The organism is Solirubrobacter ginsenosidimutans (assembly GCF_027587205.1).
The window spans coordinates 1-14,877 of record NZ_JAPDOD010000054.1 but is presented as its reverse complement, the minus strand read 5'-3'; the positions used below and the strand labels follow the sequence as shown (position 1 = coordinate 14,877).

Here is a 14,877-nt window from a genome sequence, read left to right as displayed (position 1 = left end):
AAGACTGTCCGAACGTAGGGTCGGCCTCCGCATAGGGTGCGCACGGAGGGCGACGGAGGGATCACGGATGGGGGCTCGGAACGGATGGAGGGATGCCGGCGACCGACGTGCGCACGCGCGGGTGCTCGCCGTGCTGCTCGCGGCGCTGGTCGTCGTGGCGATCCTGCCGTCCGCCGCGGGCGCGCTGCGCGGCGCGTTCTCCGACGTCAATCGCCCTGAGAACCTCGTCCCGCCCACGGTCAGCGGCGACCCGCGGGTCGGCGGAACGCTCTCCTGCGACCGCGGCAAGTGGGACGACACCGCCGACGCCCGCTACGACTACGACTTCTTCTGGATCCGCGACTACGGCGAGGAGATCGACGGCGCGTACTCCTCCACCTACGTCGTCACCGGCGCGGATACCGATGTCGACCTGCAGTGCATCGTGCACGCCGTCAACGGCCAGATCGACTCCTATCAGGAGTCCAACCCCGTCGCCGGGCGCGCCCCCGAGGCGCGCACCGCGCCGCTGTTGAGTGGCCCGGCGCGCCTGGGCGGCGAGCTGCGCTGCTCGCGCGGCGTCTGGGATGACCGCGACCTGCCGGCGTACGCCACGCGCTTCAACTGGCTGCGCGACGACGAGACGATCGACGGGGCGGAGACCGACCGCTACACGGTCACGGCCGCCGATCTCGGCCATGCGCTGGTCTGCGAGGTGACCGCGGCGGACGCTTCGAGTGCCGACAGCGCCGTGAGCGTCCCGCAGCCGCCGGTCAACCGCGTGCTCCCGGGCGTGTCCGGCGCGCCGCGGATCGGTGGCGCGGTGAGCTGCTCGCGCGGTGGCTGGGACGACGCGGGCGTCCCCGCGTACACGGTCGCCTACCAGTGGCTGCGCGACGGCGACGACATCGCGCTCGCCACTGCGGCGAGCTACACCGTGGCTTTGGCGGATGCCGGCCACGCGCTCTCCTGCCGCGTCACCGCCGCGGGGCTCACCGAGGCCGAGAGCGCGACCGTCGCCGTGACCGATCCTTTGAACCGCTCGGTGCCGCGCATCGGCGGCGACCCGCGGCTCGGGCGCGCGCTGAGCTGCGCACCGGGCACCTGGGACGCCGGCGACTACGCCTTCACCTACGCCTGGCTGCGCGACGACGCGCCGATCGCGACGGGCGCGTCGTACACGGTGCTCGCCGCCGACATCGGCAAGCCCTTGCGCTGCCGCGTGAGCGCCCACGGCCGGACGACGGCGACGAGCGCGGCCGTGATCCCGACGCCGCCGCAGGTGCTCGCCCTGCCGGCGATTGTGGGCGACGTCCGCGTCGGGCGGCTCCTGACGTGCTCGAGCGGGGACTGGGACGGCGACTACGCGTACACGTTCGAGTGGCTGCGCGACGGCGCGCTCCTCGCCACCGGCCAGACGCTGACGCTGACGGGGGACGAGGTGGCGCACGAGCTGCGCTGCCGGGTTCGCGTCGCCGGCGGGCTGGTCGGCGCCGACTCGCCCGCGGTCCACCCGCCGCTGCCGCGCTCGCTCGGCGGCCCCGTGATCTCCGGCGACCCGCGGCCGGGCCAGCAGCTGACCTGCGGCTCCGGCGCCTGGGATGGCACCTACTCGTTGACCTACGCGTGGTTCCGCGGCGACGGCACCCAGCTCGCGACCGGATCGACCTACACCGTTGCCGGCGGCGACACCGTCCTGTTCTGCAAGGCGACCGCGGCGGGCGTGGCCACCGCGAGCTCGGCGACGGTGACCGTCTCCCAGCCGGCGGGCGGCGCGCAGCCGGAGAACCGGACGCTGCCGGCGATCACCGGCGACCCGCACCTGCGCGGGACCGCCGGCTGCGCACCCGGCACGTGGCTCAACGCGGGCGCGTTCACGCATCGCTGGCTGCGCGACGGCGCGGCGATCGCGGGCGCGACGCAGGCGACGTACGTGCTCGTCGCCGCCGACGTGGGCAAGCAACTGCGCTGCGAGGTCACGACCGGCGGCGTGTCGGCGTCCAGCGCGGGAATCGTCGTCGCCGCTCCGGTGTTGACCGCGGCGCCCGCGATCAGCGGCGACCCGCGCGCGAAGGGCACGCTGCATTGCTCCTCGGGCAGCTGGGACGGGCAGTACGACTTCACGTACCAGTGGCTGCGCGACGGTGTCGCCGTGGGTGGGGCGACGGCCGTGACCCGCGTGCTCGACGCCGCCGACATCGGCCACGCCGTCACGTGCGAGGTCCGGGCTGACGGTCTCGTGCCGACGGTCTCGGGGGCGGTGACCGTCCGCGCGCCGAAGAACCTCGTCGCGCCCAGTGTCGAGGGCGACCCGCACCTCGGGCGGGTCCTGACGTGCGATCCGGGCGGGTGGGACGACGCGGCCGGCAGCCGCTATGCGTTCACGTACCGCTGGCTGCGCGGCCCCGCGGCGATCGCGGGTGAGACCGCCGCCACGCACACGGTCGTCGTCGCCGACCTCGCCGCGGCGTTGAGCTGCGAGGTGCGCGCCGAGGCGCTCTCCCCGGTCGCGTCGCCGGCCGTGACCCCCAAGGCACCCGAGAACCTCGTCGCACCCACGCTGACCGGGACGCCGCGGATCGGCGGCACGCTCACCTGCGGCGACGGCACGTGGGACGCGACCTATCCGATCACGGCACATCGCTGGCTGCGCGCCGGCGTCGCCATCGCGGGCGAGACGGGCGCGAGCTATCGCGTCGTCGCCGCCGACGTCGGCAAGGCGATCACCTGCGAGGCGACCGCCGCCGGGCTCACCGCGGCCGTGTCGTCCTCGCTCTCACCGGCGGCACCGTCGGTGCTCCATGCCCCGCAAATCGAGGGCGACCGCCGGATCGGCACGACGTTGACGTGCACGCCCGGCGAGTGGGACGGGACCTACGCGCTCACGTACCGCTGGCTGCGCGACGGCGTCGCGGCCGGCACGGCGAGCTCGCTCGCGGTCGGCACGACCGACGCCGGCAAGGACTTCGTGTGCGAGGTCACGGCCGAAGGGCTGACCGTCGCCGCCTCCGAGACGGCGGCCGTCGATCCGCCTGGGGCGCTCACGCCGCCGCAGATCGGCGGCACGCCGCAGCTGCGCGGCACGCTCACCTGCTCGCGAGGCGTCTGGGACGACACCGCCGCGGCCCGCTACGCGGTCACCTACCAGTGGTTCAAGGACGACGTCGCGATCGCGGGCGCGACCGCGCCGCAGCTCGGCCCGCTCACCCGCACCGACTTCGAAGGCCGGTTCACGTGCGAGGTCACCGCCGAAGGCCTGACCGCCGAGCGCACCGACGAGCTGCTCGTCTCCGCGCCGAAGATCGTCGGCAACAGCCCAGGGCCCGACGGCCGCGCCTACGTCGGCCGTGCGATCACGTGCGACCCCGGCCAGTGGAACGACAGCGAAGGCCTGCGGTACTCCTTCACCTACCGCTGGGAGCGGGAGGGATTCGAGCGTCCCTGGACGCGGATTCCCGGCGCCGACGACGACACGTACGTGGTTCAGGCCGCAGACGTCGACTGGGAGCTGCGCTGCATCGTGACCGCCGAGGGCGAGTGGTCCGAGGAGAGCTACGGCACCTACGGCGAGTGGCCGCCGGTCGAGTCGACGCTGACCGCACTCGACGACTCGGTCACCCCGGGCGCCGCCGACGGCTACCGGCTCACCCTCCGCAACCCGAACCCGATCAACGTCTTCATGCAGTACGCCTGGATCGACCTGCCCGACGGGTTCGCGTACAAGCCCGGCAGCACCACGGGCTCCTTCACCGACGACCCGGAGATCTCCAGCGGCAACTTCCTGCGCTGGCGCAACGGGCTCTCGATCGAGGCCAACGGGCAGCTGACGATCGACGTCGCGGTCACGACCAGTGCGACGACCGGGCACTACTTCGCCTCCGGCGGCGGCTACGCGAACAACTACACGCCGTGGATCAACTCCTCGTCGGGGGCGATCGTCTCCGTCGCGGCGCCGTTCGACGAGGCCGCGTGCACGATCCGCGGAACCGCGGGCGACGACGTCCTGACCGGCACGGACGGCAATGACGTGTTGTGCGGGCTGGGCGGCAACGACGTGCTGCGCGGTGGGCTGGGCAACGACGTCGTCTACGGCGGCGACGGCGACGACCGGCTCGACGGCGGCGAAGGCGACGACACCCTCCTCGGCGGCGACGGGTCAGACATCCTGCTCGCGGGCGCCGGCGCTGACGTCATGCGCGGCGGTGGCGGGCTGGACACCGTCAACTACGCCGACCGCCGCACGCCGGTGCGGATCACGCTCGGCGACGACGACAACGTCGACAAGGACTACGACCACACGGTCGCCGACGACGGCACCTACGCGCACGTGGACTCAGACGACGACGGGGACATCGACGACGACGATCCGTGGCAGCTGATCGAGCGCGACGATGTCGACGCCGACATCGAGATCGCCCGCGGCGGGCGCGGCGACGACTCCATCATCGGCTCCGACAACGACGAGGAGCTCTACGGCGGCGCCGGCAGCGACGTGATCGACGCCCGCGGCGGCGCGAACCTTGCCGACGCGGGCGACGGCGACGACACCGTCTTCGCCGGCTACAGCGCGCACGAGCGCGTGTTCTGCGGCTCGGGCTTCGACCGCTACCGCGCCGACCAGGACGACGATCTGCTCGTCGGCTGCGAGTTCTACATGCCCAGCGAGGGCGCCAGCTAGCGGGGACGGCCCGAGGTCAGGGCCGTCCACAGTGCTTCGTCGAACGTCTCGGGCAGCAGCTCGACGAGGTTGCGCACCCAGCGCTCGTACTTCTCCCGCCACAGCGCCTCCGCTTCGATCGCTTTGCGGGCGACGATGGCCGCGTGCAGTGCCTCGACCTCGGCGAGGATGCGTGGCAGCTTGTCCTCGTAACCGATCTCGAGCGCGGTCATGAAGGCGCGGACCTGCCAGGTGAGACGCTCGAACTCGCGGGTGACGCGGTTCAGGCCGGACGCGGCGATGATCGTCGACTGGTACGCGAGGTCCGCGTCTCCGGCCTTGCGCACGTTGCCCCGCTCGACCGCGCCGCGGAGGCGGCGCAGCTCGCGGTCCAGCGCTTCGGCGGGGAAGCGCTCCTCGAGCATCAGCTTCTGCAGCGCGAGCGAGCCGAACGCGGCGCGCAGCGCGTAGACCTCGAGCACGTCAAGGGCGTGCACCTCGGGGACCACGGCGCCGCGGTTCGGGATCACGTCGATCAGGCCGTCGCGTTCGAGCAGCCGCAGCGCGTCGCGGATCGGCCCGCGTGAGACCCCGAGCTGCTCGGCGAGCGGGATCTCCTTCAGGCGCTGGCCGGGCTTGAGCTGGCCGTCGACGATCGCGTCGCGCAGCGCCTCGACCGCCACGTCGACGTTGGAGGGCGCCGGTGCGGCTTTGAGTTGCATCTAGACGATGTTGTGCTCCGGCCGGATGTCGGCGTTCTGGAAACGCTCGACGCGCAGCGGCGTGATGTCGGCGAACGTCGGGCGGCGCAGCACGAGGTCGCGCAGCAGCTCGCCGGTCGCCGGGCCCTGGAGGAAGCCGTGGCCGGAGAAGCCCGTGGCGTAGAGGAAGCGGCTGACGCCCGTGGCCTCGCCGATGATCGCGTTGTGGTCCGGGCTCATGTCGTACAGGCCCGCCCACCCGCCGCGGATGCCGGTGGTGGCGATCCGGGGCGCGCGGCGCTGGGCGATGTCGAGCAGCGCCGGGATCCAGTCGTCGGTCGTCTCGATGTTGAAGCCCGGGGTCTCGGTCGGGTCCGACATGCCCATCAACAGGCCCGGGCCTTCGCGGTGGTAGTAGAAGGTCGTCGAGAAGTCGATCGTCAGCGGGAGCGTCGGCGGCAGGTCTGCCATCGGCTCGGTGAACAGCACCTGTCGGCGCAGGCCGGAGACCGGGAGCTCGACGCCCGCGAGCTCCCCGCAGCGCCGCGACCATGCGCCCGCCGCGCAGATCACGGTGTCGGTCTTGACCGTGGTCCCGTTGGCGTGGACGGCTTCGATCCGGTCGCCGCGCATGGTGATCCGGTCGACCTCGCAGCTCGTCTGCAGGTGGGCGCCGAAGCCGCGGGCGGCGGAGGCGTAACCCTGGACGACGGCCTCGGGCGTCGCGTGGCCGTCCTGCGGCGAGTAGCTGGCGGCGAGGACGCCGTCGACCTCGAGCAGCGGGCTCAGCTCCCGCGCCTCCTCCGGCGTGACCATGCGGGTGGGGATGCCGAGCTCGTTCTGCAGCGCGACGCTGCGGGTGAACGCGTCGACGTCCTCCTCGCGGGTGAGCAGGAACAGGTAGCCGACCTCGTGCAGGTCGATCTCCCAGCCCGGCCGGCGGTCGAACGCCTTGAAGGCCTCGGCGCTGCGGCGCGCGATCTCGATGTTCAGCGGGTCGCTGAACTGCGTGCGGAAGCCGCCGGCGGCCTTCGACGTCGAGCCGCTGCCCAGCTGGTCGCGCTCGAGCAGGACGACCTGGGCGCCGGCCTCTGCGAGGTGGAACGCGGCGCTGACGCCGACGACGCCGCCGCCGACGATCACGACGTCCGCGGATTCAGGAACGGGTGCGTGACGGGCTGCCATGCGAGCGGAGGTTGCCGATTCGATTGCAGATTGTCAACAATATGCACATGGACCGCTCGACGATCGCCATCCACGCCGGGCGCGGACCGCGCACCTCCGGCTCGCCGCTGAACGCGCCGCTCGTGCTCGCTTCGAGCTTCCATGGCGACACGTACGCGCGCGAAGAGGGCTCCCCGAGCTGGGAGGCCTTCGAGGAGGCGATCGGGGCGCTGGAGGGCGGCTCGGCCGTGGCCTTCAGCTCGGGCACGGCGGGCGCGGCCGCGATCCTCGAGACGCTACCGGCGGGCGCGCGGGTGGTCGGGCCGGTGGCCGGCTATGCGTGGACGCGCTCACTGCTCGCCGAGCGTGCGGCGGTCGGGCGAATCGTTCTCGAGACCGTCGACACGACCGATACGGAGGCGACGCTGCGGGCGTGCGCGGGGGCGGATCTGCTGTGGCTGGAGACGCCGAGCAATCCGCTGCTGGAGGTCTGCGAGCTCGACCGGCTGTGCGCCGCGAGCGTGCCGGTCGCGGTCGACTCGACGTTCGCGACGCCGCTGCTGCAGCGGCCGCTCGAGCTGGGCGCGACGTTCGCGATGCACAGTGCGACGAAGTTCATCGGCGGGCACTCGGACCTGCTGCTGGGCGTGATCAGCACCCGCGACCCTGCGGCGCTCCGCCACGCCCGGGCGCAGGTCGGCGCCACGCCGGGCGCGCTCGAGGCGTTCCTCGCGCTGCGCGGCCTGCGCACGCTGCCGGTGCGGCTGGAGCTGGCCCAGCGCAGTGCTTCGACGCTCGCCTCGCGGCTCCTCGAGCACCCTGCCGTGAGCGCGGTGCACTACCCCGGCCTGCCGGGCGACCGCTTCCACGAGCGGGCGGCGCGCTTCATGGACGGGTTCGGCGCGATGCTCTCGTTCGAGCTGCAGGGCGACCCGGACGCGGTGTGCGGCGCCGTCGAGGTCTTCACCCACGCCAAGTCGCTCGGCGGGGTCGAGTCGCTGATCGACCGGCGCGGGCCGTCGCTGATCCGCCTCAGCGTCGGCTGCGAGCACGTCGAGGATCTCTGGAGCGACCTCGACCGCGCGCTTCAGATCTCCGGCTGATACTCGCCGAAGACTTCCCTGAGGGCGCCGCAGACCTCGCCGACGGAGGCGCGGTCCTTGAGCGCCTGGCGGATCGGCGGCAGCAGGTTGTCGCTGCCCTTGGCCGCCGCCTGCAGCTCCTGCAGGCGTTTGGTCGTGAGCTCGCTGTCGCGGTCGGCCTTGAAGGCCTTCAGGCGCTCGAGCTGCTGGCGCTCGGACTCGGGGTCGACACTCAAGATCTCCTCGACCTCGGCGGCGTCCTCGACGTACTTGTTGACGCCGACCACGATGTCCTGCGCGGTCCGGTAGCGCTCGTGGTAGCCGAAGGCCGATTCCTCGATCTCGGTCTTGATGAACGTGATCGCCTCGACCGAGCCGCCCTGCTCGTCGACCTTCTCGATCAGCGCCCAGGCGCGCTGCTCGATCTCGGCGGTCAGCGCCTCGACGTAGTAGGAGCCGGCGAACGGGTCGACGGTGTCGGTGGCGCCGGACTCGTGGGCGATCACCTGCTGGGTGCGCAGCGCGAGCTTGGCGGCTCTTTCGCTTGGCAGCGCGAGCGCCTCGTCGAAGCCGTTCGTATGGAGGCTTTGCGTTCCGCCGCAGACCGCCGCGAAGCCCTGCAGCGCGACGCGGACGATGTTGTTCATCGGCTGCTGCGCGGTCAGCGTGACGCCGCCCGTCTGCGTGTGGAAGCGCAGCATCAGCGACTTCGGGTCCTTCGCGCCGAAGCGGTCGGCCATCGCGTGCGCCCACATGTTCCGGGCGGCGCGGAACTTCGCGACCTCCTGGAAGACGTTGTTGTGGCCGTTGAAGAAGAACGCGAGGCGGGGCGCGAAGTCGTCGACCGCGAGGCCCGCGTCGATCGCCGCCTGCACGTAGGCCATGCCGCTCGCGAGCGTGAACGCGACCTCCTGGACGGCGGAGGCGCCCTTCTCGCGAAAGTGGTACCCGGAGATCGAGACCGTGTTCCAGCGCGGGATGTTCTCCTTGCAGTACGCGAACAGGTCGGTGGTGAGCCGCATGCTCGGCGCGGGCGGGTAGATGAAGTTCCCGCGCGCGATGTACTCCTTGAGGATGTCGTTCTGCACAGTGCCCTTGAGCACCTTGGATTCGACGCCCTGCTCCTCGGCGACGAGTTCATAGAGCAGCAACAGCACCGCGGCGGGCGCGTTGATGGTCATCGAGACGCTGACCTCGTCGAGCGGGATGCCGTCGAAGGCGGTCCGCATGTCGTCCAGCGTGTCGATCGCCACGCCGGTCCGGCCGACCTCGCCGAGGCTGCGCGGATCGTCGGAGTCCAGGCCGAGTTGCGTGGGCAGGTCGAAGGCCATGCTCAGGCCGGTGCTGCCGTTCTTGAGCAGGTACTTGTAGCGCTCGTTGGACTCCTTCGCCGACGCGTAGCCCGCGTACTGGCGCATCGTCCACGTGCGCTTGCGGTACATGTCCGCGTGCACGCCGCGGGTGTACGGGAACTCCCCGGGCTTGCCCAGATCGAGGTTCTCCGGCAGGTCCGCGCTCGTGTACAGCGTCTTGACCTCGATGCCCGAATCCGTGAACCGGCGCGGATCATCGGGGCCGACGACGGGTGCCACGGACAGATCGGTGGCGGCGTCCTTGTCCTCGATGGCCATGGGCAAAGGGTACGCCGCTAGCCTTCGCCGCGATGCGCCGTTTGCTGGTCGTGGCCGTCGCCACGCTGTTGTCCGTCGCCATGCCGGCTCACGCCGATGACGTCTACACGACCTCCACGTGCCAAGCGCCCAACGGGACGCCCGCAGCGACGGCGGGGTGGCTTCCAGGGGGCACGGCGCCCATGACCAAGCAGGACAAGTGCGCAAGCGGCGGAGCGCTGACGGCCGGTCCCGCGAGCGGCACCGCATCGCAGCAGCAGAGTGTGACTTGGACATTCACGGCGCCGGCGGCAACGCGGATCCTCGGGTACTCGCTGTTTCGCACCGTCAAGACGGAAGCCCGAGACGGCTGGGCCTGGAACTGGTCGCTGTTCCGGGACGCCGCCGACGGTCTGAACGAGCACTACGTAGAGACCTGCTGGGCGATCTCCGGGTGCCCAGGCCTCGGCAACGGCACCGTGTCCGAGGCGACGCGCGTGACACAGTCCGGTCTCGACATCGGCGCGCTGGTGGCGTTCGCGGATTGCAACCCGGGTGGCTGCACCGCCGGGAGCGGCGCTCAGCTCATGTCGATTCCCCGCGCGGACTTCACACTGCGCGACCTCGCCGACCCGGTGCTCGTCGGCACGCCGTCCGGAGACCTGTTCGACACCGCGCAGCCGCTCACCGGCGTCCGGTCCGCGAGTTTCTCGGCCGCGGACCAGGGTGGTGGCGTCTATCAGGCCATCCTCGAGGTCGACGGGGCGACCGTGACGTCGGCGATCATCGACGACAACGACGGCGACTGCGTGCCGCCGTTCAAGGGCGCGGTGCCGTGCAAGCCGAGCGCGAGCGGGACGCTCTCGTACAACACCGCCGGGCTGCGGGACGGCGCGCACTCGATCCGGCTCGTGATCACCGACGCGACCGCGACCAACAGCGCGTCGTTCGGCCCGGTGCAGGTGCGCACGCAGAACCAGATCGCAGAGTGCGATCCGAACGTGAGCTCGGGTTCGACACCCGTGCTCGCCGGTCTGAAGGGCACGCGCAAGAGCACGGTCACGCGCGCGTCCGGCCGGACGACGGTGACCGGAACGGTGGCGGGCGCGGGGGCGGGCGTCGTCGTGAACCTGCTGAGCAAGGAACGGCGCAGCGGTGCGCCGTCGGTGGTGAGCGGGACCGCGGTGACGGGTGCGGACGGGTCGTTCTCGCTCGCGGTGCCGGCCGGGCCGTCGCGGCGGTTGCGGGCGGCGCGGCGGATCAACGCCACGGACCGCTACTTCGTCTGCTCGAAGGCGCTCGACGTGCGGGTGCCGGCACGGGCGACGCTGACCGCGTCACCGCGAACGCTGCTGGCCGGGTCGCGGGTGCGGCTCGCCGGACGGCTCCTAGGCGGGCGGGTGCCGTCGCGCGGGAAGCTGATCGACGTCCAGGCGCGCGAGCAGGGCCATTGGCGCACGTTCGCCACGGTGCGGACACGCGCGTCGGGGAGGTTCACGACGCAGTACCGGTTCCGCGCCGGCGCGCGGCGCAAGACGTACCCGATGCGGGTGCGGGTGCGGCCCGACGCGGCCTACCCGTTCGCGGTCGGCTACTCGAAGTCGGTGAAGGTCCGCGTGCGGTGAGCGCGCTGCGCGGCCTCCCTCCGGTCGACACGCTGGCCGCGGAGGTCGACGCGCCGCGGGCGCTCGCGGTCGCGGCCGCGCGGGCGGTGCTGGCGGAGCGGCGGGCGGAGCTGCTGGGCGGCGCGCTTGGGGAGACGGATCTCGGCGCGCGGGCGCGAGCTTGGGCTGCGGATGTGACCCGGCCGTCGCTGCGGCGGGTGCTCAACGCGACCGGCGTGATCATCCACACCAACCTGGGCCGCGCGCCGCTGGCGGCGGCGGCGCGGGAGGCGGTCGCGCGAGCGGCGGAGGGCTACGGGAACCTCGAGCTCGACCTCGTGACCGGGGAGCGCGGGTCGCGGCATATCCATGTCGAGGCGCTGCTGTGCGCTTTGACCGGCGCCGAGGCGGGGTTCGCGGTCAACAACGGGGCGGGTGCGGCGCTGCTGGCCACGGCGGCGCTGGCGGGCGTTGGCCGCGAGGTGATCGTCTCGCGCGGGCAGCTCGTCGAGATCGGCGGCGGGTTCCGCGTGCCGGACGTGATCGCGCAGGCGGGTGCGCGGCTGGTCGAGGTCGGCACCACCAACCGGACCCGCGTCGACGACTATTCGCGGGCGGTGACAGCTGACACCGCGGCGATCCTGCGCGTGCATCAGTCGAACTTCCGCCAGCTCGGGTTCGTCGAGGATGTGGGTGTCGAGGCGCTGTGCGAGCTCGGCGTGCCGGTGATCGACGATGTCGGCTCGGGAGCGCTCGACGCGCTGTATGACGAGCCGGCGGTCCGGCGCTCGGTCGCGGCGGGTGCGGCGCTGGTCTGCTTCTCGGGCGACAAGCTGCTCGGCGGCCCGCAGGCGGGGCTGCTGGTCGGCCGCGCCGAGGCGGTCGAGCGCGCGAAGCGCCACCCGCTCGCCCGTGCCCTGCGTATCGACAAGCTCTCGCTCGCCGCGTTGGAGGCGACACTGCGGTTGCACCGCGACGCACCGGACGAGATCCCGGTGCTCGCGATGCTGCATGCCTCGCGGGAGGTTCTGTTGACGCGCGCGGAGCGTCTCGCCGCCGCCTTGCCGGGGGCCGAGATCATCGAATCCGTCGCCCGCGTGGGCGGCGGCGCGCTCCCACTCCTCGAGCTCCCGGGCCCGGTCGTCGCGCTCCCGGACGCCTCGCTGGCGCCCGCATTGCGCGCCGGCGACCCGCCGCTCATCGGCCGCGTCGAGCACGCCCGCCTCCTGCTCGACCCCCGCACACTGGCGGACGACGAGCTGGAGGCAACCATCGCCGCAGTTAAACCCCACCTAAGGGGCCAGACCCCTTAGGTTCCCTTTAGGTGGCCGATCGCGGCGCAGAGCCAATCAACGCCGCGATCCGAACCTAAACCGCGGATAAGGGGTCTGGCCCTTTAGCGGGGGTTTAGCCGATCATCTCGCGCGCGGCTCCTCCCGGCCTGAACATCGGGAGGCAGTTGGCCTCGGGGGCGATGCGGACGTGCAGGAGCGCGGGTCCGGGCTCGGCGAGCGTTTCGGCGAGGGCGTCCTCGACCTCGTCGCCGTCGCCGATCGACCGCACGCTCCAGCCGAAGGCGCGGCACAGCAGCTCCCAGTCGGGGCTCGAACCGAGGTCGACGGCCGTGCGGCGGCCGCCCCAGAAGAGGTCCTGCTGCTGGCGCACCATGCCGAGCGACGCGTTGTCGAGCAGGAGCACCTTGACCGGGAGCTGCTCCTCGACCGCGGTCGCCAGCTCCTGCACGTTCATCAGGAACGAGCCCTCGCCGGAGACGCACACGACGGTCGCATCGGGGGACGCGGCCTGGGCGCCGAGCGCGGCCGGCAGGCCGAAGCCCATCGTCCCCAACCCGCCGCTCGTGATCCAGCGCCGCGGCGCCTCGAAGCCCAGCCGGCCGGCCGCCCACATCTGGTGCTGGCCGACGTCGGTGGTCACGATCGCGTCCCCGAGCACGCTCGCGAGCTGGTCGAGCGCGAACTCGGGCGCGACGCAGCCGGGCTCGGCCGGCTCCGGCTCGCGCAGCGGGTGCGCCGCCTGCCAGCCGCGGATGCGATGCCACCACTCGGCGAGCCGCGTCGCGTCCGCGTCGCACTTGCCGTAGGCCTCGATCAGGGCCTCCAGGGCGAGCTTCGCGTCCCCCACCACCGGCACGTGAGCCGTGACGATCTTGCCGATCTCGGACGGATCGACGTCGATGTGCACGATCTTCGCGCTCGGGGCGAACTCGTCCAGCGCGCCGGTGACGCGGTCGTCGAAGCGGGCGCCGATGGCGACAATCAGGTCCGCCTCGTCCATCGCCCAGTTGGCGACCTTAGTGCCGTGCATGCCGAGCATCCCGAGCCACTGGGGATCGGAAGCCGGGAACGCGCCGAGCGCCATCAGCGTCGTCGTCACGGGCGCGCCGGAGAGCGCCGCGAGGGTGCGCAGCTCCGTTGACGCATCGGCATTGGTCACCCCGCCGCCCGCGTAGAGCACCGGTCGCCGCGCGGTCGCCAGCGCCTGCGCGGCACGCCGCACCTGGCGGCCGTTGGGCCGCTCACGCGGGCGGTAGCCGGGGAGGTACGGCTCGTGGGTGTCGTCGCGCGCGGGGGCGTTGGCGATGTCGACCGGAAGGTCGATCAGCACCGGCCCGGGCCGCCCGCTGGTGGCGATCCGGATGGCGTCGACCACCGCTTGGGCGACGTCGTCGGCACGCTCGATCGCGATCGAGTGCTTCACCAGCGGCTGCGTGATGCCGATCACGTCCGCCTCCTGGAAGGCGTTCGTGCCACGCAGGGTGGTCTTGACCTGGCCGGTGATGAACAGCGTCGGGGTCGAGTCCATCTGGGCGTCGGCGATCGCGGTGACGAGGTTCGTCGCGCCCGGGCCGGACGTGCCGATCGCGACGCCGATCCGTCCCGACGCTCGCGCGTACCCCTCGGCGGCGTGGCCGGCGGCCGCCTCGTGGCGCATCAGGACGTGGCGGATCGGGCTCTCATGCAGGGCGTCATAGATCGGCAGGCACGCCCCACCGGGGATGCCGAAGACCGTGTCGACGCCGGCGCGCTCGAGCGCGCGGATCAGGGCGTCGGCGCCGCGCATTTGCGCTGAGGATGAGTCGTGAGGGTGCGGACAGGGATGAGTACGACGAGCGTGGCAAGCACGGTGGAGCTCCTTTGGATCGATCAGGTCTGCGCGAAGGCGCGGATCAGCGGACGGCGGAGTGCACGCGGGGGGATACTCGTAAGGCGTGCAGGCCGGTCACCCTTTGAATGATGCCACACCGCTGACCCTTGGAACAGCGGGCCACATCGATCACGGGAAGACCGCATTGGTGTTCGCGCTCACCGGTGAGGACACCGACCGGCTGCCGGAGGAGAAGGCGCGCGGGATCTCGATCGCGCTCGGCTACGCGCCGCTGGACCTGCCTTCGCGCCGCCTGAGCGTCGTCGACGTCCCCGGCCACGAGCGCTTCGTGCGCACGATGGTCGCGGGCGCGACCGGCATCGACCTGTTCCTGATGGTCGTCGCCGCCGACGACGGCGTGATGCCGCAGACCCGCGAGCACGCGGCGGTCCTGGCGGCGTTGGGCGTGGAGGTCGGCGTGGTCGCGGTGACGAAGTGCGATCTCGCAGACCCGGCCCGGGCGGTGGGCGAGGCAGCCGAGCTGCTGCCGGGAGCCGAGATCGTGGTCGTGTCGGCGCGGACGGGCGCGGGGCTCGACGCGCTGCGCGAGGCCCTGTCGCGGGCGGCGGAGCGGGTGGTCGGGCGTGCTGGAGAAGGCCCGCTGCGCCTGCACGTCGACCGCGTCTTCACGATCCACGGCGCGGGCACCGTCGTCACGGGCACGCTGTGGTCGGGTGTGGCGGAGCGAGGCGCGCACGTGACCGTCCTGCCCTCGGGCCGCGAAGCGCGGATCCGCGGCGTCGAGGTGCACGACGTCGCCGTCGAGATCGCGCAGGCGGGCCAGCGGGTCGCCATGAACCTCGCCGGCGTCGCGCGCGACGAGGTCGTGCGGGGAGACGTGATCGTGGACCGCGAAGGTGCGGTGGGCGGCGGCGCGACGCGCGGCGGCGGGGCGGCGGGCGGCGGCGGGGCGGC

At 72.4% G+C, this 14,877-nt stretch carries 9 protein-coding genes; 5 read left to right on the top strand and 4 right to left on the bottom strand.

The window, feature by feature from the left end:
* Positions 1–121: 121 nt before the first annotated feature.
* On the top strand, positions 122–4,657 hold the full coding sequence (locus OM076_RS46510; RefSeq protein ID WP_270045147.1) for a calcium-binding protein: 4,536 nt from the start codon (positions 122–124) through the stop codon (positions 4,655–4,657).
* On the opposite strand, the gene OM076_RS36685 is transcribed toward OM076_RS46510, so the two are convergent.
* Both OM076_RS36685 and OM076_RS36680 read right to left on the bottom strand, forming a co-directional pair.
* Positions 4,654–5,358: a GntR family transcriptional regulator gene (locus OM076_RS36685; protein WP_270045146.1), complete on the bottom strand. Its 705-nt coding sequence runs from the start codon at positions 5,356–5,358 to the stop codon at positions 4,654–4,656. The genes OM076_RS46510 and OM076_RS36685 overlap by 4 nt on opposite strands.
* A complete protein-coding gene (locus OM076_RS36680; RefSeq protein WP_270045145.1) occupies positions 5,359–6,522 on the bottom strand; it encodes an NAD(P)/FAD-dependent oxidoreductase in 1,164 nt (387 codons plus the stop codon).
* Positions 6,523–6,569: 47 nt separating this feature from the next.
* Here OM076_RS36680 and OM076_RS36675 point away from each other — a divergent pair, with 47 nt between their 5' ends.
* A complete protein-coding gene (locus tag OM076_RS36675) occupies positions 6,570–7,604 on the top strand; it encodes a trans-sulfuration enzyme family protein (protein ID WP_270045144.1) in 1,035 nt (344 codons plus the stop codon).
* Here OM076_RS36675 and OM076_RS36670 read toward each other — a convergent pair.
* Positions 7,589–9,214: an acyl-CoA mutase large subunit family protein gene (locus OM076_RS36670; protein WP_270045143.1), complete on the bottom strand. Its 1,626-nt coding sequence runs from the start codon at positions 9,212–9,214 to the stop codon at positions 7,589–7,591. The genes OM076_RS36675 and OM076_RS36670 overlap by 16 nt on opposite strands.
* 32 nt (positions 9,215–9,246) lie before the next feature.
* Here OM076_RS36670 and OM076_RS36665 point away from each other — a divergent pair, with 32 nt between their 5' ends.
* Positions 9,247–10,818, top strand: a complete 1,572-nt coding sequence (locus tag OM076_RS36665; protein ID WP_270045142.1) for a hypothetical protein — start codon at positions 9,247–9,249, stop codon at positions 10,816–10,818.
* A complete protein-coding gene (gene selA, locus OM076_RS36660) occupies positions 10,815–12,110 on the top strand; it encodes an L-seryl-tRNA(Sec) selenium transferase (RefSeq protein ID WP_270045141.1) in 1,296 nt (431 codons plus the stop codon). Before OM076_RS36665 ends, selA begins: the two co-directional genes overlap by 4 nt.
* Positions 12,111–12,204: 94 nt before the next feature.
* Here the strand turns inward: selA and ilvB are convergent, their stop codons facing one another.
* Positions 12,205–13,878, bottom strand: coding sequence for a biosynthetic-type acetolactate synthase large subunit (gene ilvB / locus OM076_RS36655; protein WP_270045140.1), 1,674 nt, complete (start codon positions 13,876–13,878; stop codon positions 12,205–12,207).
* A 148-nt stretch (positions 13,879–14,026) separates the two neighbouring features.
* Between ilvB and selB the strand changes: the two genes are divergently transcribed.
* Positions 14,027–14,877, top strand: an 851-nt coding sequence (selB, locus tag OM076_RS36650) for a selenocysteine-specific translation elongation factor (protein WP_270045139.1), incomplete at its 3' end; no start/stop codon positions are given.